Annotated in this window: 15 protein-coding genes; 7 read left to right on the forward strand and 8 right to left on the reverse strand. The window is 38.8% G+C overall.

Annotated elements, in window-relative coordinates:
- Nucleotides 1-90: 90 nt before the first annotated feature.
- Both HGD76_RS03980 and HGD76_RS03985 read right to left on the reverse strand, forming a co-directional pair.
- Nucleotides 91-882: a glycosyltransferase family 32 protein gene (locus HGD76_RS03980; RefSeq protein WP_168695027.1), complete on the reverse strand. Its 792-nt coding sequence runs from the start codon at nt 880-882 to the stop codon at nt 91-93.
- Between the two features lie 5 nt (nt 883-887).
- Nucleotides 888-1,643, reverse strand: a complete 756-nt coding sequence (locus tag HGD76_RS03985) for a sucrose-phosphate phosphatase (RefSeq protein WP_148763534.1) — start codon at nt 1,641-1,643, stop codon at nt 888-890.
- 566 nt (nt 1,644-2,209) lie between these two features.
- On the opposite strand from HGD76_RS03985, the gene HGD76_RS03990 reads away from it, so the two are divergent.
- The 3 genes from HGD76_RS03990 to HGD76_RS04000 all read left to right on the forward strand — a co-directional run bounded on the left by HGD76_RS03990 (nt 2,210) and on the right by HGD76_RS04000 (nt 5,742).
- A complete protein-coding gene (locus HGD76_RS03990) occupies nt 2,210-2,857 on the forward strand; it encodes an SIS domain-containing protein (RefSeq protein WP_027401734.1) in 648 nt (215 codons plus the stop codon).
- 313 nt (nt 2,858-3,170) lie between these two features.
- Nucleotides 3,171-4,721, forward strand: coding sequence for a PfkB family carbohydrate kinase (locus HGD76_RS03995; protein WP_168695028.1), 1,551 nt, complete (start codon nt 3,171-3,173; stop codon nt 4,719-4,721).
- A gap of 22 nt (nt 4,722-4,743) precedes the next feature.
- Nucleotides 4,744-5,742, forward strand: a complete 999-nt coding sequence (locus HGD76_RS04000) for an NAD-dependent epimerase/dehydratase family protein (RefSeq protein ID WP_148763530.1) — start codon at nt 4,744-4,746, stop codon at nt 5,740-5,742.
- A 62-nt stretch (nt 5,743-5,804) separates the two neighbouring features.
- Here the strand turns inward: HGD76_RS04000 and HGD76_RS04005 are convergent, their stop codons facing one another.
- From HGD76_RS04005 to HGD76_RS25775, 4 genes are all read right to left on the reverse strand, one after another.
- Complete coding sequence (locus HGD76_RS04005; RefSeq protein WP_148763528.1) at nt 5,805-6,671, reverse strand: BUD32 family EKC/KEOPS complex subunit; 867 nt, start codon at nt 6,669-6,671, stop codon at nt 5,805-5,807.
- 131 nt (nt 6,672-6,802) lie between these two features.
- A complete protein-coding gene (locus HGD76_RS04010) occupies nt 6,803-7,201 on the reverse strand; it encodes an NUDIX hydrolase (protein WP_168695029.1) in 399 nt (132 codons plus the stop codon).
- A gap of 360 nt (nt 7,202-7,561) precedes the next feature.
- Complete coding sequence (gene gntT / locus HGD76_RS04015) at nt 7,562-8,926, reverse strand: guanitoxin biosynthesis MATE family efflux transporter GntT (RefSeq protein ID WP_015078138.1); 1,365 nt, start codon at nt 8,924-8,926, stop codon at nt 7,562-7,564.
- Between the two features lie 214 nt (nt 8,927-9,140).
- Entirely contained in the window at nt 9,141-9,263 is a 123-nt protein-coding gene (locus tag HGD76_RS25775; RefSeq protein WP_267904323.1) for a hypothetical protein, read from the reverse strand.
- A gap of 706 nt (nt 9,264-9,969) precedes the next feature.
- On the opposite strand from HGD76_RS25775, the gene HGD76_RS04020 reads away from it, so the two are divergent.
- The 4 genes from HGD76_RS04020 (at nt 9,970) to HGD76_RS04035 (ending at nt 14,786) form a co-directional block, all read left to right on the forward strand.
- Nucleotides 9,970-11,166 carry a 1-deoxy-D-xylulose-5-phosphate reductoisomerase gene (locus tag HGD76_RS04020; RefSeq protein WP_148763526.1) on the forward strand — a complete coding sequence of 399 codons (1,197 nt, stop codon included), beginning with the start codon at nt 9,970-9,972 and terminating at the stop codon, nt 11,164-11,166.
- 176 nt (nt 11,167-11,342) lie between these two features.
- Nucleotides 11,343-11,930, forward strand: coding sequence for a biotin transporter BioY (locus HGD76_RS04025; RefSeq protein WP_148763525.1), 588 nt, complete (start codon nt 11,343-11,345; stop codon nt 11,928-11,930).
- A 118-nt stretch (nt 11,931-12,048) separates the two neighbouring features.
- Nucleotides 12,049-12,510, forward strand: a complete 462-nt coding sequence (gene lspA, locus HGD76_RS04030) for a signal peptidase II (RefSeq protein ID WP_015078141.1) — start codon at nt 12,049-12,051, stop codon at nt 12,508-12,510.
- Between the two features lie 8 nt (nt 12,511-12,518).
- Nucleotides 12,519-14,786 carry a transglycosylase domain-containing protein gene (locus tag HGD76_RS04035; RefSeq protein ID WP_168695030.1) on the forward strand — a complete coding sequence of 756 codons (2,268 nt, stop codon included), beginning with the start codon at nt 12,519-12,521 and terminating at the stop codon, nt 14,784-14,786.
- 69 nt (nt 14,787-14,855) lie between these two features.
- Here HGD76_RS04035 and HGD76_RS04040 read toward each other — a convergent pair whose 3' ends face one another.
- A complete protein-coding gene (locus tag HGD76_RS04040; RefSeq protein WP_168695031.1) occupies nt 14,856-16,262 on the reverse strand; it encodes a DUF4335 domain-containing protein in 1,407 nt (468 codons plus the stop codon).
- 126 nt (nt 16,263-16,388) lie between these two features.
- The gene (gene iscB, locus HGD76_RS04045; protein WP_168695032.1) at nt 16,389-17,663 is read right to left on the reverse strand and encodes an RNA-guided endonuclease IscB; all 1,275 of its coding nucleotides are present in this window, start codon (nt 17,661-17,663) and stop codon (nt 16,389-16,391) included.
- Nucleotides 17,664-17,794 lie beyond the last annotated feature (131 nt).

The raw sequence follows: 17,794 nt of genomic DNA on the forward strand, positions 1-17,794 counted from the left end.
GCTTGTGTAGTAGTGAATTATATTCGCCCAAAACTTTTCAAACATCCTCTTACATTCCTCGTGTTTTACCAATGAGGAATGAGAATTTAATTATGGAGAAGAATATCGGTTAATCATTTCTCCTTTATTTTGTAACAATTTATCAATCAATTGTTCAAATAGTTTATCTGTCACCATGATGCCTTTATGAGATTGATTTCTAAAAGATAAACACAAGTTAGCCGCATAAATAGGAGATTTCAAGGCTTTTGTATATAACTCGATAATCTCAGTTTTATCTTCTACAATTGCGTGCATTAGAATAGGACTAAAAAGCCCCATATTTGGAAAAAGAGGTAATTCCATAATCTCATAAAGTCTGCTTAAAAATTTCGTACTAACTGCTAATCTGGATAACCTTCCGGTCTGATTTTTCAAGATTGATTTAGTCGCATATATATAAAAGTCCAAAAAACTATTTTTTTGAGTAAAATAAACTAAGGAATTAGTGACTTTTTCAGTACAAAATAAAGTTCCCTCACCCAAATTTTGATCATCTTCTGTATCCAACCAAACTTCACGACAAACTAAATATTCTTCTGTCGTTTCAATGTTTAAATTATCGGGATCAAAAACTACTACATCAGCATCCATCCAAATAGTTTGGTCATATCCTTGATTAAGAAACTTTTTAGCTATTTCTAGCCTAGCTAAATCAGCAATGATGTTAATTTTGCCTTGGGATTTATCTATATACCAATCGGGAACATAGTCAAAAAAGTTATCTTCTCTTTGGTAATCAAAGTCTTTTAATTCTGCCCAATTTTTGACTGTTTGCATACAATTTTCCAGCCAATTTGGTGTTTCATTTCCCCGATAGGATTGATAAACAATGGTTTTCATATCAGTTATTCTCTGTAAAATCCAAAATATTTTAATCCTTCTAAAATGCCATTTGCAAAGTGACTTTTTGCCAGATAGCGATTCCCTGGTGGGGAATTTTCATGCCAATCTAATATTTTTGGTTCGGCATTACCAACGATAATAGCGGGACAAAGCATATTTTCAAACATAGATAGATCATTACCTGAATCTCCGCAAATAAGAGTTTGTTCATTAGTAAAACCTAACCGTTGTTGCAGAAAAAGAGCAGATGCAGCTTTATTTGCTAATGCTGGTAAGATATCTAAAAATGCACCCCCAAAGTTATCTATCATTTGTACTGCTAAACCATGATTTTGCCAAATAGCTTTTAATCGCGGAAGTGTTACTGATAATCCTTTAGTATTAGTATAATAACTAACCTTAAAGTCCGTTTGTTCTAAGGGAGATTGGGGGACTAGGCAAGGAAATCGGCTGGTTATTTCTATTACTTGTTCTCTATCCCAACCCAGGGAGATTTTGTTTGTCCACTCAGAATCGGGGGTTTCACTGCCTGGGTAGTAAATTTCTGTACCCGTTGCCAGGACGAGTATATCAGGTTCTAAGAGTTCTTTTTGAGCGATCAGTTGTTGATAGAGCGGGAGAGATCGCCCTGTGGTGTAACAGATAACTGTACCGTCAATGCGGCGCTGTTTACTTAACCACTGATTTAACTTCTTTAAAGCTAGATCATCACCAACTAAAGTCTGATCTAAATCAGTCACAAATAAAAATTTTGCCACCTTTATTATTGTTATTAATATTTTAAACTGTACATTTAAGTAGGTGAAGACAATAAAACCAAACTGTGTAAAGAAACGTAAAATCGCCCAAAACCTCTTTACTCTTGCCTTGCTATAACGACAATTTTCAACGCCAATCTACTTATTTAAAATTTACTAGTTGATTATACAAAAATATTACTACTTTATTGTTTTCTTAATATTCTTTAAAGATTTTCTGAAAATAATGTTAATTGGCATTAATTGAGTAAGTCATAAAAATTTATTCTTTAGATATTCTTTATATTTTCTTTAGATTTCAAAAATAGAAAAAATAGTATACATGAACAATACCTTTTCCAAATTAGAAAAAGTCTTGATTCGTAGGTTGGGTTGTGGAACGTTAGCATTGCGAAGCAATAGAATGAAACCCAACAAATCGGTTGCGCTGTCGCTTAACCCAACCTTGTATCTTAGAGGTATGTGAGAAGAAGTGGTAGACCGTCCCAACCTGGGTCAGAAAAGACCGCTTTGTAGCAAGGCTTAGGTATACATAAAACAATGACATTAATTACTTGATAGTGTTTATGAATAAAGTACAGCAGCGACTTCATCCATTTTCTAATGATTACTTCCAGCAACTATCTACCCTGGGTGAGAAATTTCAAGTCACAGATCATCAAGGTAAATCTTTTGCTAATTCAGAAGGAATTGATATGGCTGCGGCTTTAGTAGAAAAGCAAAATCAGCAGTGTCGAAAAGTGATATTTATCGGTAATGGAGGAAGTGCAGCCGTAGCTAGTCATCAGGCTATTGACTACTGGCGTAATGGTAATATTCCCGCAATTTGCTTTAACGATGGTGCTTTGGTTACCTGTATTAGTAATGACTTTGGCTACGAACAAGTTTTTAGCAAACCCATTTCTACATTTGCTCAGTCTGGAGATGTTTTGTTTGCAATTAGTAGTTCTGGACAATCACAAAATATTCTTGCTGGTGTTTACCAAGCACTAAAAATGAATTGTCATGTGATTACACTTTCAGCCTTTCAACCTAACAACCCCTTACGTCAACTTGGACATCTAAATTTTTATGTTCCCACGATGTCCTATGGTTTTGCAGAAATCATGCACTTATGTATTTGTCACTGCATTATTGATGGCTTGGTAGAAGGTGCTTTACCTAGTGCAAATGTGGATAACTATCTCAGTTTAAATGAACTAAAAGCATCCTAAAATATTCATCCCATTTATATATAGAAGAAATTCTATCTGTGGTAAACAACAAGATTTAATGATTGCATATTAAATATATGTGACAAGAACTAGAATTGTAGACCTCTTTCTTCAAAAATTGTCAGATATCTAAACCTAGAATCATCGTAGTTATTCACTCCCCCCCTCTAAAATTATCGAAACCCTTGATCTCTCGTTAAAGATAGGGGGGAGTGTGAACAGTTACGAATCATCAAGTAAATAATGATGTTCTAGTTCTGAATTGTTCGATTTTTCTGTGAACTTTTGTACCAAGATTAGCAATGAAATAAAGATGCAATTAGAAATATATAGAGAAAAAATTATTGACTTTGAAACTTGTGCAGAAGTATTCACTGTCTACCATCAAAAAGGACGGAAAATCGTTCTCTGTAATGGGGTATTTGACTTACTACATCCCGGACACATTGCTCATTTACAAGCGGCTAAAGCAATGGGAGATTTATTAGTAATTTCCCTAACTGCTACTCCTTATATTAACCGAGGACCAGGAAGACCAATATTTTCTGATGAGTTGCGTGTTAATTCTATAGCTGCTTTAGCTTGTGTTGATTATGTAATTTTAACTCCCGCCGTCACAGCTTTGGAAGTAATTGAGAAAGTGCGTCCTCATATTTACTGCAAGGGAGATGAATATGCGGAAACAGAGAAAGATGTAACCCACAATATTGATAAAGAAATCGCTCAAGTAAGAGCTTACGGAGGTGACATTCGCTATACTCAAGAAATTACTTTTAGCTCTACACGACTGATTAATAATTATCTTGATGTTATCCCTCCAGAATTAAAACGTTATGCCAATGATTTTAGTCAACAATATGCTTTTGAGGATATTAGAAATGCGATAGAAGCAATGCAGGATCTCAATGTTTTGGTGTTGGGGGATATTATTATTGATGAGTTTGTTCACTGTACAGTTCAGGGATTAACCTCAAAAGGAAGAGCGCCATCAACCCGCTTTGTGAAAAAAGAACAACATTTGGGGGGAGTTTTTGCGATCGCTAACCATCTCAGTAGTTTTGCCAAATCTGTCACCCTAGCTAGTACCATTGGTGATGAACCAGATGTACATCATTTGATTGCTAATCATATTGATGGTACGCTGCATCTTAATTTACATTGTGTAGAAAACTATTCTACAGTAACAAAGTGTCGTTATATTGAACAACAAGGGAAAACCAAGGGTTATACCCAATTATTTGCGATTAATTCCATAGACGAAGAAGGACTAGGACCCCAAGAACGAGAAAAACTTTTAGATGCTTGGGAAAAACTGTTAAAAAACTGCGATTTAGTGGTTTTGGCGGATTATGGTCATGGATTAATTGATGCTGAGGCAATTGAATTAATTCAATCACAAGCACCATTTTTAGCCTTAAACTGTCAAACTAATAGTGCTAATTACGGTTATAACCTAATTAGTAAATATAAGCGAGCCGATACATTTTGTGTAGATGAACAGGAAATTCGTCTGGCATTTTCTAATCGTTATGGTAATCGAGAAGAGTTACTAAAACGGTTGCAATATCATTTAGGGGCGCAACAAGGTTGGTTAACTTTAGGATCTGCTGGTTCTTTGGGAATTAATACTCATGGAGAGATGGAAATTACTCCGGCCATGACACAACAAGTCAAAGATACCACCGGGGCTGGAGATGCCTTTTTTGCCCTAGCCAGTTTGAGTGCTAAGTTAGATTTGCCTGTGCAGTTAGGATCATTTTTAGGAAATTTGGCCGGAGCGATCGCTGCCAATGTTTTAGGAAATGAAAAGCCTGTAGACAAGGGACGCTTATTAAAGTTTGCTAAAACAATTTCCACATTTTAAAAGATAATTAAGGAGTAAATCAATGAATCCAATTCAACAAGTTTTAGTGACCGGTGGTGCTGGTTATGTAGGAGCTATTTTAGTTCCTAAACTTCTGCAAGCTGGATATGGAGTTAAGGTAATAGACTTGTATCTTTATGGCAAAGATGTATTAAATGCCGTTAAAGATCATCCTCATTTAGAAGAGATTGAAGGCGATATCCGCGATCGCCAACTTCTAGAAAAAATCATGCCAGGATGTGATGCTGTCATTCATTTAGCTTGTATTTCCAACGATCCCAGCTTTGAATTAGATCCAGACTTAGGCCGTTCGATTAATTACGATGCCTTTTTTGACTTAGTAGACGTTGCCAAAGATGCCGGAGTGAAGCGGTTTATTTATGCTTCTTCCTCCAGTGTTTACGGCATCAAAGAAATAGAAAATGTCACAGAAGACTTACCCTTAATGCCTTTAACAGACTATTCTCGTTATAAGGCTTTATGCGAAGAAGTCTTATTGAGTAAACGAGAACCAGGTTTTGTTACCTTAGTTTTGCGTCCTGCTACAGTCTGCGGTTATTCCCCCCGTCAGCGACTAGATTTAGTGGTGAATATTCTCACTAACCACGCAATTAATAATGGTAGAATTACAGTTTTTGGTGGTCAGCAAAAACGTCCCAATATCCATATTGAAGATATGACCGATCTGTATCTAAAATCTCTACAATGGTCAGATGAAGCGATTGACGGTAAAATATTTAACGCTGGCTATGAAAATCATACCTTGATGGAAATTGCCGAGATGACCCGTCAAGTAGTGGGAGAATCTGTAGAAATTATGACTACACCCACCGACGATCTGCGTTCATACCATATTTCTTCAGAAAAAATTAAGCAAGAACTGGGATTTGTCCCTGCACATACTATAAAGGAAGCGATCGAAGATTTAGCTTCAGCATTTAAAGCTAATCAAATTCCCAATTCTCTCACAGATAGTCGTTACTATAACGTGAAAGTGATGAAGGAAATTAACTTCAAGTAATATCTACCCCCGCCATCATTGATGATTTGGCGGGGTTTAAATTATCTCACTCAAAGCAACCCCTAATCAGCTTCAGTAAACATCGCAACTAAGCGATTCGCCGGTTCAGCCATCGCCACATACAAAGTTGTGGGAAAAGACCAATTATTACTAGGCTTATTGGGGTTTAGATAAAAGTTACATAAACCTTCGACAAACTGTTTCATCTTAGATATGTCATAATCCCATGCTTTTAATGATGGTAAAACTTCCGTTTCTACTATTGTTAATAATTCATCTCGTTTACTAGTTACTCTCATGGCATTAAAAATAGTCCATGCCATTTCTAATGCTTCCAGAGTACCATCATTACCTCCTTGATAAAACCATTCAATATCAAAATCAATCATTCGCACATTTCCCTGGGTATCAATCATTTCATTCCCAGTCCAGCGATCAGCATAAATAATTCCCTGTCTGTGAGCTAAATTCATTTCTTGTAGAACCTTCGGCAAAAATTTGACTTCTCCAGTTTCTAGAAATTCCAACAAAGTTTTCCCTGTTACATATTCAATCAGCATCCAATCTTGATCTGCATGGATTAATTTAGGAACTGGTAAGCCGACAGCTAATGCCCGTTTGATAAAATCAACTTCATCTCCAATATTTCTGAGTTTAAAAGAACCGCCATTTTGGATAAAGCCAGTGGCTTCATACATATACTGCATATAAGCATCACCAGCTTCAGTGGAAATATCCCGTCTGGCACGAAAAACGCAGCGATCTGTGGCTGTTGTAATCAATAAGATATGATTAAATAATCCTTCTGATTGGGGTTTTTCTATTGTTGCTGTTTTACCTCCAGGTAAATAAGCTAAAGCACTTTCCAATCCCTGAGCGATATTTGTTGGTAGTGTATTCTTTAAATTTTCTGCAATTGAATTTTTCATTAGCTTTAACCAATACTTAATTTTAAACTAATTGCTAAGGAACGCAAATTTAATAACCTGCAATTCTGATGTAACCTGGAATGGTGCGTTACGCTGTCGCTAACACACCCTACTTTTGCACCTTATTTAATTCACATTCCTAAGAAATCAAAAAACTCAGCCAGAATTTGATCATAGTGAGAGGCAAATTCAAGCTGATTAATTTCCTCTCGACTAAAATAGGCTAATTTTTGTCCTTCGTGTAGGGTTATTTGAGAAATATCTAAATCCAGCCGAGTCCAAAAAATGTGTTCATCACATTCTTGCCAAAAATAAGACTTAAAGAATTTAATTTCGCCTAATTCCAGTTCCATTTCTTCAACTAATTCTCGGCGAATAGCTGCTTCTGCAGATTCATTTTTCTCTATATATCCTCCCAGGAATGCCCAAGTGTTAGGAAAAGGAATAGAGCTTTTATTATCTCGAAGTACAAGTAAAACTTGCTGCTGACTGTTGAGAATAATTATGTCAGCCCCTGGCGCTTCTCTCATTTTAACTCTAATTTAATAAACTTTAATTATTATATGATCAAGAACTAAAATTAGAAAAATAATCTTTATTCTTTAATGTTTTCATCAAAGGTCAAAAAGAAGGACAGCAAGTGGTAATTAACTCACTAATACCAAATTAAGATGAAACTGCATAGAATAAGATTTCAAGAATAATTGACCGCAGATAAACGCAGATGTAACCGCGTTAGCGGCTTCCCGTAGCTTGCGTGGCGTTCGCGGTAGCGTGCCGGAGGCATCAGCCATAGGGTATGCAGATAAATACGGATGAATTAATGGATTTCATGATTCTGTGCAGCCTTACATAAAATTGGTATAACTCACTTCCCTCTTTAAGCCGATTTAATTTTCAACAGTTGTCAGAGAAACTGCATTAACTTCAGTATCACTACTCAAAGATTTTGGTAAATACACTAGCATTGTCACCATTTTGGCAAACATAAATAATATAATGGATAGCCACAAAAGATAGTTGTTGTGAAAATACCAAGCTGCTATAGCTGATGGGATAAATCCCAAAGTAGCAGAGATCAAACTGACATTACGAACAATTTTCCCTTCTGCTAATCCTAAGAAATATCCTTCCAGCATTGAGGCAACAGAATTGAATATAAGTATGAAGCATAAACACCAAATATAGGTATCAATATGTTCAGTAATTTCCGTATGGTTGGTTAATATGCCAAAGACAGCCTGGGGAAAGAAAACACAAATTGTAGCTACAGTGAGTCCTATCAATAAGCTGCTGGCAACTGAAACTTTCAGCAAGGGTAACAATTTCTCTTTTGAATCTTTACCTTTCAAGTTTCCGCTTAAGGTTTCGGTAGCAAATCCCATTCCGTTAGTTAAGTAAACATTTAGATGTGTTATCTGTCCTAATAAAGAATTTTGGGTAAAGAGTATCGTTCCCATCATGGCACTCAGATTACTAAAAATAGTAAAGACAGACATCTCACTTATAGTTCTAATCAAGATATCTCTATTGAGAGCCAACATAGTTTTCAACTCTGAAAAATCCATGATTTGTGGGCTAACTGCGCGGATTTCTTGCCACTGAACTTTCCGACTAGCTAAGAGGATGCCGATAAACAACATTAAGTATTGGCTAGATGCTTGAGATACTCCAGCCCCTACACTATTCCAACCCCATTGAATAATAAATAAGTAGTTTAAAATTATATTGGCTGCATTGCCAATAACTGAAAGTACCACAACCTTACTATTTTCCTCTCGTCCCAGTAACCAACCAATGAGAACGAAGTTCAGTAAAACAGCAGGCGCTCCCCAAATGCGAGCATTGAAATAGTCAATGCCGGCAGCTTTAACATCAATATCAGCACTCAAGAGCGAAAAACCTACCTCTCGCAAAGGATACTGCAAAATTAACAGTACGATACCTAATCCCAAGGCGATTAAGCCATTGCGTAGTCCCACTAGCAGTGCAGCCTCTTGATCATCTGCTCCCACAGCTTGAGCGGTTAACCCAGTGGTTCCCATACGTAAGAACTCAAGAATCAAATAGACGAGGTTAAACAAGATATTAGCTATGCAAACCCCTGCTAAGGCATCAATTTCTTGCAGATGACCCAAAAAAGCTACACTGATTAAACCCGCTAGAGGAATCATCAGGTTTGAAAGAATATTAGCGATCGCAAGACGGTAGAAACGAGGGAGAAAGTCATACTGTTCTGTTCGTGTTAAGTTCATGAGTTAATTCAGTATTTAGCTTACTGGTTGGATTTTAGACCGAGTTGAGTCGAGATATAGACGAATTTGTTACCCGCTTGAGTTCCTCGATTCTTAAGTCCTCATCAGCAGTAGAATTGTCAACAAAGGTATTTTCTTGCCCATAATTAACACTTCGGAGTGCAGGTTCTGGTATTTCAGTATCCGGTATTAAATTATCAACAGAGCCACTTATCTACCCATTATTACCTTGAAGCAGTGGTTCTCCTGAAACTGGATCTAGCTGTGTGCCATTCCCAACAAACGCGCTCTGTAACGCGTTGTTAACAACTTCCTCTGCTGGTTCTGGTGTTACCATAGCTGGTGTGCCATCCTCAACAGAATCTATTTGCCCCCCGTTATTGCCATTTGGGGTTGATGTTTCTGGTAAAACAGGGGATTGTTAATCGCCAAAAGCCTGAAACGACGGATTTTCGTTCATGCACATCATGGTTAATTTGTACAGTGCGTAAGTCCTAGTAACAATCTTTTTCCCCATAAATCTGGTTTTCCATAAATCTGGTTAGTTGGGTTTCTGGTTTCATATCTAGCATACTGGAAATTGGTGTAGGAAAATCTATTTGGTATAAAGCTAGTTCCCATTCAAACTAACTTTTTGAGCATTCAAACTAAATAGACTGTTGAGGAACTGTAAGATCCACCAATTTGATAGCCTCTACAATTTCCCTGACAGGAGGACAAGATAGCTAGAAGGTAGATAAGGCAAGCTCCATAGCTCTTTGCCCTTTGATGTAATCCTTCAAACGATAGCGGCTAAATCGCATTAGTTCTTCTATACTTTTTTGGAACATTTGATGTACCCCACGTCAAAAATCTCAACTTACTGATGGGGATGTAGAAACCCCATCTTCAACGAAGTAAGATGGGGTAGTTTATGTAATGTTACGCATTTATGGCCAAAATAGCAAAAGTTTTGATTGGAGTTAATTGATTGTCGGAATTGCTCTTATCAACGAGTCCCAAGCCATTTATAGTTGAAATTATCTGTTAATGCTTAAAAAATTGTGAAAGCTATTACTTTACTGGGTTCTACTGGCTCAATTGGGACGCAAACCTTAGATATCGTCTCTGAACACCCCGATAAATTCCGCATCGTTGGATTGTCCGCTGGACGGAATGTGGAGCTATTCGCGGCGCAAATTCGCCAGTTTCGTCCCCAAATTGCTGCCATTTCTGCTGCTGAAAAGTTACCGGAACTCAAAGAAGCCATTAAAGACTTAAATCCTCAGCCCATTTTACTGGCTGGGGAAGCGGGAGTCATAGAAGTTGCTCGTTATGGCGATTCGCAAACAGTAGTTACTGGTATTGTTGGTTGTGCTGGCTTATTACCGACCATTGCAGCTATTGAAGCGGGGAAAGATATTGCTTTAGCCAATAAAGAAACTATCATTGCTGGCGCTCCTGTGGTGTTACCTTTGGTGGAAAAACACGGGGTGAAACTATTACCAGCAGATTCCGAACATTCCGCTATTTTTCAATGTTTGCAAGGTGTTCCTAAAGATGGTTTACGGAAAATATTACTTACTGCTTCCGGTGGTGCTTTTCGAGATTGGCCTGTGGAAAAGTTACCAGAGGTAAAGGTTGCTGATGCTATTAAACATCCTAACTGGTCAATGGGGCGAAAAATCACGGTAGATTCGGCAACTTTGATGAATAAGGGTTTAGAAGTAATTGAAGCTCATTATTTATTTGGAGTAGATTACGATAACATCGAAATTGTCATTCATCCTCAAAGTATTATTCACTCGTTAATAGAATTACAAGATACGTCTGTTTTAGCTCAACTTGGTTGGCCAGATATGCGTTTACCTTTGCTTTATGCTTTATCTTGGCCGGAGCGAATTTACACTAATTGGGAAAGATTGAATTTAGTTAAATCTGGTGATTTAACTTTCCGTGAACCAGATCATCACAAATATCCTTGTATGGGTTTGGCTTATGCTGCGGGTAAGGCTGCTGGTTCTATGCCGGCGGTGTTGAATGCGGCTAATGAACAAGCTGTGGCGTTATTTTTAGAAGAGAAAATTCACTATTTGGATATTGCTCGCTGTATTGAATTTGTCTGCGATCGCCATCAAAATGATAACACACAAAATCCCTCTTTAGATGACATTTTAAATGCTGATAAATGGGCTAGACAAGAAGTTTTCACAGCTATGAAAAAGGTAGCAACTCAACCACAGATAATTTCTGTTGGTTAAAAGTTAGCATAATCCTACACTGTACCGAATAGGATTAGTGTAGGATTATATTTTATCTATTTTCTTGGGTTACTCTAGAGATACACCTTATTGTTTATCAGAAAAATGCCAATATAGTTTTGTAGTTGTAATTTTTAGCTTTTCGTCTACCGTTAATTAACTCTTGCACCTAATAAATGTTTGCTGCGTCAAATCAACTGCTATGGTCTATGATAGGCTTGCTCCTCACAATGGGTGGTACTTTTCTAGAAGCCTATGGTATTACCGCACCTTGGAACTGGAGTCAGCACGGAATTGGGACTCTTTCATTAGGTGTCAGCTATCAAATTGGTGCAGTGCTGTTGGTAGGCTGTTTAGGAGGTCAAAATGCTGGTGCGCTCTCGCAAATTGCCTATTTAGTCATGGGATTAACCTTACTGCCAGTATTTGCCGAAGGCGGCGGTATCGGTTATGTTAAGCTATCTCAGTTTGGCTATTTGTTGGGTTTTATTCCCGGAGCTTGGATTTGTGGTTATTTAGCCTTTAAAGCTAGACCTCGGCTAGAAACTCTGGCTTTTAGTTGTTTTTGTGGCTTATTCACTGTTCACATCTGCGGTATTGCTTATTTAATTATTAGTTATATTCTGCCTTGGAAAGGAACAGAAAATTTATCCCTAATTCAAGCTATCCTCAAATACTCCTGCTTTGCACTACCAGGGCAACTAGTAGTTGTTTGTGCTGTCACCATAGTAGCTTATCTGCTACGACATATAATGTTTTATTAGTCAGTGGTCAGTAGTCAGTAGTCAGTGGTCAGTGGTCAGTGGTCAGTGGTCAGTGGTAAAGAAAAACAACTAACAAAGAACAACTGACAACTGACAAAGAACAACTCACAAATTTATTATGCGGATAAAAAATCGCTTCTTCTGGATTGCTGCTTTGATAGCATTTTTATTAGACCAATTGACAAAATACTGGGTAGTGCAAACCTTTAACCCAGGACAAACACTGCCCTTACTCCGGGGGATATTTCATTTCACCTATGTTACTAATACAGGTGCAGCTTTTAGTCTATTAAGTGGCAAGGTAGAGTGGTTACGGTGGCTATCTTTAGGTGTAAGTTTAGTATTAATGACCATTGCATTATCAGGACCATTGTTAAGTTTTTGGGAGCAATTGGGTTATGGTTTGATTTTAGGAGGAGCAATGGGCAATGGTATTGATAGATTTGCCTTAGGGTACGTCGTTGATTTTCTCGATTTTCGATTAATTAATTTTGCCGTATTTAATTTGGCTGATTCTTTTATTAGTATTGGCATTGTCTGTCTGTTAATTGCTTCATGGCAACAAACACCAAGTAATTAAAATTTTTTATGAGTTCCCCCCAACCTCCTCAAAAACCAAAAACTCTACTTGGTCAAGTGACTCAAGCAGTAAGTACCATTCAAGCTAGAGTAAGTTCTTCCATAAAGCTCAAACCCAACGCTAAAGTACCAAAACTGTTAGTGCATGATGCCGGGGCAAATACAAGGGAAGAACATAATCTGTTAGGCGATCGCCATATTCTCGGACGTAGTTCTAAATCTTGTGATTTCGTCGTCCGGAACCAAGTTGTCAGCGCAATTCACCTCTCACTCTCGCGGGATTCCACCCAAAACACTCCCGCTTTCACCATCAAGGATGAAAACTCCACCAACGGTATTTATCTGGGCAAAAGGCGGATAAATGCTCTAGAACTGCGTCATGGTGATGTTATTACCTTGGGACCCCCTCAACTAGCTGCTTCTGTGAGTGTGCAATACATAGATCCACCAGATTGGTATGTGAAAGCTGCTACTTGGACAGCCTATGGGATCAGTGGTGTTACAGTTTTGATTGCCTTGTCCATAGGTGTAGAATGGATGAAATTTTCTGTCAGACCCTTACCTACAGCGACTAAAGCCCCTGTGGTTGTTTATGCCCGTGATGGCTCAACCCCACTGCGTGAGCCGCGAAATATCGCTCACACAGACCTGAAAAAAATATCTGACTTTGGACCATATTTGGCCTCTGCTGTTGTAGCTTCCGAGGACAGTCGTTATTATTGGCACTTTGGGGTAGATCCCTTGGGTGTGTTGCGAGCCTTACTGATTAACAGTCGTAGCGGCGATGTCCAACAGGGAGCAAGTACAGTTACCCAGCAAGTAGCTCGGAGTTTATTCCGTGAATATGTAGGTAGTCAAGACTCTTTAGGACGGAAAGTAAAAGAAGCTGTCGTCTCCCTCAAGTTAGAAACTTTTTACAGCAAAGATGATATTTTACTAACTTACTTAAATCGAGTCTTTTTAGGCGCAGATACTTCCGGTTTTGAAGATGCAGCTAAATATTATTTCAACAAATCAGCCAAAGAATTAACTCTGGCCGAAGCAGCAACCTTAGTAGGGATTTTACCTGCTCCCAATGCCTTTGATTTTTGTGGCAGTGGTCCGCGGAAACTCGGAGCAGCCGATTATCGGAATCGAGTCATTAAGCGACTGCTGGAAATGGGTAAAATCACTCAAGAAGAAGCCAACCGCGCCCGTCGTTCTACCGTCCAAATTAACCCTAAAGTTTGTGAAAGACAAGCCAAAACCATTGCGCCCTATTTTTATGATTACGTCTTTCAAGAACTGACATTAAGACTAGGTCCGGCAGCAGCAAGAGAAGGTAACTATATCATTGAAACCCAACTTGATCCAGCTATCCAAGCCAAAGCGGAAACAGAGTTAAAAAATTCCATCACCAAAGACGGCTCGAATTTTGGTTTTTCCCAAGGGGGAATGGTGACTCTCAACTCGAAAACTGGGGGTATTGTCGCGATGGTAGGAGGGACTGATTACAGAAAAAGCCAGTTCAATCGCTCTGTGCAAGCCCAACGTCAGCCAGGTTCTACGTTTAAAATTTTTGCTTACACTGCGGCCATGGAAAAAGGGATTTCCCCATATAGAAGTTATTCTTGTAGTCCTTTAACTTGGCAAGGTTTTACTTATAGACCCTGCCGATCTGGTGCTGGTGGTAGTTTAGATATAGCAACTGGCTTGGCACTTTCAGAAAACCCCATTGCTTTGCGGGTAGCAAAAGAAATTGGCTTGAATAAAGTAGTAGATATGGCGCAGCGGTTGGGTGTGAAATCTGATCTAGAGGCAGTTCCAGGCTTGATATTAGGTCAAAGTGTCGTTAATGTTTTAGAAATGACCGGGGCATTTGGAGCAATTAGCAATCGTGGAGTGTGGAATCCTCCTCATGCTATTAGTAAAATTCGAGACAGTAGTGATTGTAAGGATCTTAAAGATCTACAAACCTGTCGGGTAATTTACTCTTTCGATACCGATCCAAATGGTAACAAACGAGTTATCAAAAAAGAAGTTGCCAATCAAATGACTACTTTGATGCGGGGAGTAATTACTAATGGTACAGGTCGTAGCGCCGCTATTGGTTTAGGGGAAGCAGGTAAAACCGGGACAACGAATAATAATGTTGATCTCTGGTTCATTGGTTTTATTCCCAGTCGTCAACTTGTCACCGGCATTTGGCTAGGAAATGATAATAATTCCCCTACATCTGGCAGCAGCGCCCAAGCGGCACAACTTTGGGGTAATTATATGGGGAAAATTACTAAATAATTAAAAATTAATAATTAAAAACTAAAAAATTGGATTCTTATTTTTTAATTTTTAATTTTGCATTTTTAATTACTTATATCCCTTCCAAGGTTTGACTTCTAATTTACCTTTAGGGGTAAAGACTACTCGAAAATGAGCTAGTGCTTCTTTATTGTCGGGTGCAGCTACATTTGAGCCATAAACTGATTGGAACATCTGGGGTAAAGGTGTCTCCCGGAAGTAGTCAAAAGCAACTTGGTTGAGTGGTTCATAGTCAGCAATCACACCTTCTTTATTCACCGCTACTCGATATTTCAAGTTGCTGGCAAAGGTGGGAGTCACACTCCAATTTTGACGAATTGTACTATACAGCTTTTGATTTAGATCTTTGATTTTACTGGTGTCAGTAATTTTTTTGCCAGTTACTTCTGGTGTTTTGGCGTATCCTAGCCAGGGACTAATTTCTAAAAACCTTTTTTGGGTAAATACGACTTTGAATTGAGCAATAGGTTCATTCGGGACGCGATTAGCAGGATTATGGAGCAGTTTAGGTAGTGGTGTTTTATCTATTGCGTCACTAGCTTTCTGATTGACTGCTTTATAACCAACGATACTACCATCGGCGGCGACACCTAAACGATAGACTAAATCCTCTGGCAATTCTGAGCGATTTACCCAAGCTGGATGAATTTGGTTATAAACTTGGCGATTTAATGCCCGTAATTGAGATGGATCTTTTATTTCTGGAACTGTCTTTAAAAGTGTTTCTAAATCTTGAACTGCGGTAGGGGTTGCTGATGTTGTGGGTGTAGTTGTGGGTGTAGTTGTGGGGGTTACTGCTACTGTGGGCGTGGGGATAGAAGTGCTGGACTCAACCTCTGGGTTGACTTGAGGTGGACTGACTTGAGGTGCAGGAATTAAGCTAAAAGCCAATGCAGCTACGGCTAGACTGGATACGCCCATGGTAGCCGGGATTGCCTGTTTGAGTAAGGTTTGATTTGAACCACTATAACTGCGATTAACTGGGTGTAGTTCTAGGGATAATTCTGGTAAAGTCTGGCTGTCAGCAAAAAACTGATCTACGGCTTCAACTAAATCAAATAATTGGACTGTGTTCAGGACAATTTGAATGGGTTGTCCTTCGCTGGTGTTTCTCCCCAGGTTGTCTCCTGTGATTTCGGTGTGAACAGTTAATCTGTGGCTGTTGCTGTTAATTTTTTGTAATTCAACTAACTCTGAATTATGATTCTGAACTTGAGGGTTGGGGATATTGCTTAAAACTTCTTGGGCGTAGGCGCTGACTGCTCTAACTAAGCTTTCAAAAAATTCCCTGCCACCAACAATGGGTTGAGTATAACTAGATATATAGCATTCTGCATTCACTAATATAGATAGTTGGGGACGCAGTTCTTGAAAGTTAGCAGTCTGTGTCATGTCACTTAACCCCTCTAGGAGCAGGGTACAATTAGGCAAACTATATTTACGTTGGATATTCATAAAACCTCGTGGGAAGTGGGAAACTCAGTCCCTTTAGGGACCAGAGGGATAGTATGGCTAACGCCACGCTACGCTATCGACATGGCTCACCAGCCGCGACTCAAGGGATTTTAATCCCCGTCAATCTTAAAATGCGTAATCATAGCCATCTTTGCGGTGAATGATTTTGCAGTATTTATAACTAATACCCTGAACTAATTTTGATGCAGAAATATTGAAAGAACCTGTTGCTCTAACTGCAACACGACCAATATATTTACCGATTTTCTTCCCAGTAGTAACAATTGCTTTCACAATATCACCGGTCTGAAAACCTTTGACAAATTTAATTCTCGGCACATATCGAGATGGAAAACCAAACTTGTCAGTCCGACACATTTGACGAGTTCCATGCCCTGTTGCTTTGATTAGCAAAGGCTTGTTCGTTAAAATTTCCAATTCTCCAATTTGTCCAACACAAGCAGCATCTAGCCAATGAGTTTTAGGAAAGTTTAATCTAGTTCGGTTGAACTTAGTTTGACCACCAGAACCAGTGAAAACGGGTAAACCAGTTTCTTGAAGTCGGCTAAACAATGCCCAACGGGTAGAGTTCACAGCCGCCGCATCTTTTAAAGGTCGTTTTGCTTGTGCCAGAATACATTTGAGAAGATCCGGTTTCTTAGCCAGGAAGTCTTTAATATCCTGAGTGCCTTTTTTGATATTGCACTTCTCGCAAGCAAGACAAAGATTAGAAATCCGATTAGTGCCACCTCTGGCTTGAGGATGAATATGCTCAACTTGCAAGGGAACATTCTCAATCCCACAGTAAGCACATTTTCTCTGCCATTTCTCAAGTAGATACTCACGGACTTCGTACCCGGACAAAGTGCCTTGCTGATATTCAATACCTGATATTTCTGGATTGTCTATTTGTTGCAAGTCAAACCTGACAAGCTCTTGAGATATCCTTGTGATGGGAATAAACTTAATGAGTTTGTTAACCCAAGTTAAGGTAGTCTCAACTCGATGCTGCAAACTTGGAGCTAACCAATTTTTTGTCCTGGTTCTATTCAAAAATCTGGCTTGACGATAGCGAGTATGGCGGTTTCGTCTCCCCCTGCGGAGTGAGCGACGGGATTCTAGGGACGCTTTAATTGCATTTCCTCGATGAGAAAGTTCTCCACCAAAAATGATTTTTTCTCCCTGAACCAATGCTATGCCCGTAGTTTTTGAACCGGGATCTATTTTGAGTTCTATTGCTTGGTTAACAACATCTGAGCATGACTTGTTTAAGATGATAGTAAAGGGATACCTCCTAAATAAAGCAGCTTTTCCAGAATCTAATAATTTCCTTGCTACCGAGGGATGACAAGGGCTTAAAGGTTGTTTGTTTGTGTCGAGAACTAATGTGTAATTTGACATTTCTGCCTCTCTGATTGCTCAGGTGATGTTCGCTTTGACCTTGTTATCTGAGCTTTTTAGGCTTGCAACACTGTTTCAGTGACTTTAAAACTGTTTAATTACAAACGACAGAGCGGAAAACTAGTGAAGCA

Origin of the sequence: Dolichospermum flos-aquae CCAP 1403/13F, from assembly GCF_012516395.1 — a bacterium.
Taxonomy (GTDB): domain Bacteria; phylum Cyanobacteriota; class Cyanobacteriia; order Cyanobacteriales; family Nostocaceae; genus Dolichospermum; species Dolichospermum lemmermannii.

Excerpts from the sequence above, each read along its gene's own strand:
- HGD76_RS03980 (WP_168695027.1), bottom strand. The coding sequence starts at position 882 with ATGAAAACCATTGTTTATCAATCCTATCGGGGAAATGAAACACCAAAT.
- HGD76_RS03990 (WP_027401734.1), top strand. The coding sequence starts at position 2,210 with ATGAATAAAGTACAGCAGCGACTTCATCCATTTTCTAATGATTACTTC.
- HGD76_RS03995 (WP_168695028.1), top strand. The coding sequence starts at position 3,171 with ATGCAATTAGAAATATATAGAGAAAAAATTATTGACTTTGAAACTTGT.
- HGD76_RS04000 (WP_148763530.1), top strand. The coding sequence starts at position 4,744 with ATGAATCCAATTCAACAAGTTTTAGTGACCGGTGGTGCTGGTTATGTA.
- HGD76_RS04005 (WP_148763528.1), bottom strand. The coding sequence starts at position 6,671 with ATGAAAAATTCAATTGCAGAAAATTTAAAGAATACACTACCAACAAAT.
- HGD76_RS04010 (WP_168695029.1), bottom strand. The coding sequence starts at position 7,201 with ATGAGAGAAGCGCCAGGGGCTGACATAATTATTCTCAACAGTCAGCAG.
- gntT (WP_015078138.1), bottom strand. The coding sequence starts at position 8,926 with ATGAACTTAACACGAACAGAACAGTATGACTTTCTCCCTCGTTTCTAC.
- HGD76_RS25775 (WP_267904323.1), bottom strand. The coding sequence starts at position 9,263 with ATGGTAACACCAGAACCAGCAGAGGAAGTTGTTAACAACGCGTTACAG.
- HGD76_RS04025 (WP_148763525.1), top strand. The coding sequence starts at position 11,343 with ATGTTTGCTGCGTCAAATCAACTGCTATGGTCTATGATAGGCTTGCTC.
- lspA (WP_015078141.1), top strand. The coding sequence starts at position 12,049 with ATGCGGATAAAAAATCGCTTCTTCTGGATTGCTGCTTTGATAGCATTT.
- HGD76_RS04035 (WP_168695030.1), top strand. The coding sequence starts at position 12,519 with ATGAGTTCCCCCCAACCTCCTCAAAAACCAAAAACTCTACTTGGTCAA.
- HGD76_RS04040 (WP_168695031.1), bottom strand. The coding sequence starts at position 16,262 with ATGAATATCCAACGTAAATATAGTTTGCCTAATTGTACCCTGCTCCTA.
- iscB (WP_168695032.1), bottom strand. The coding sequence starts at position 17,663 with ATGTCAAATTACACATTAGTTCTCGACACAAACAAACAACCTTTAAGC.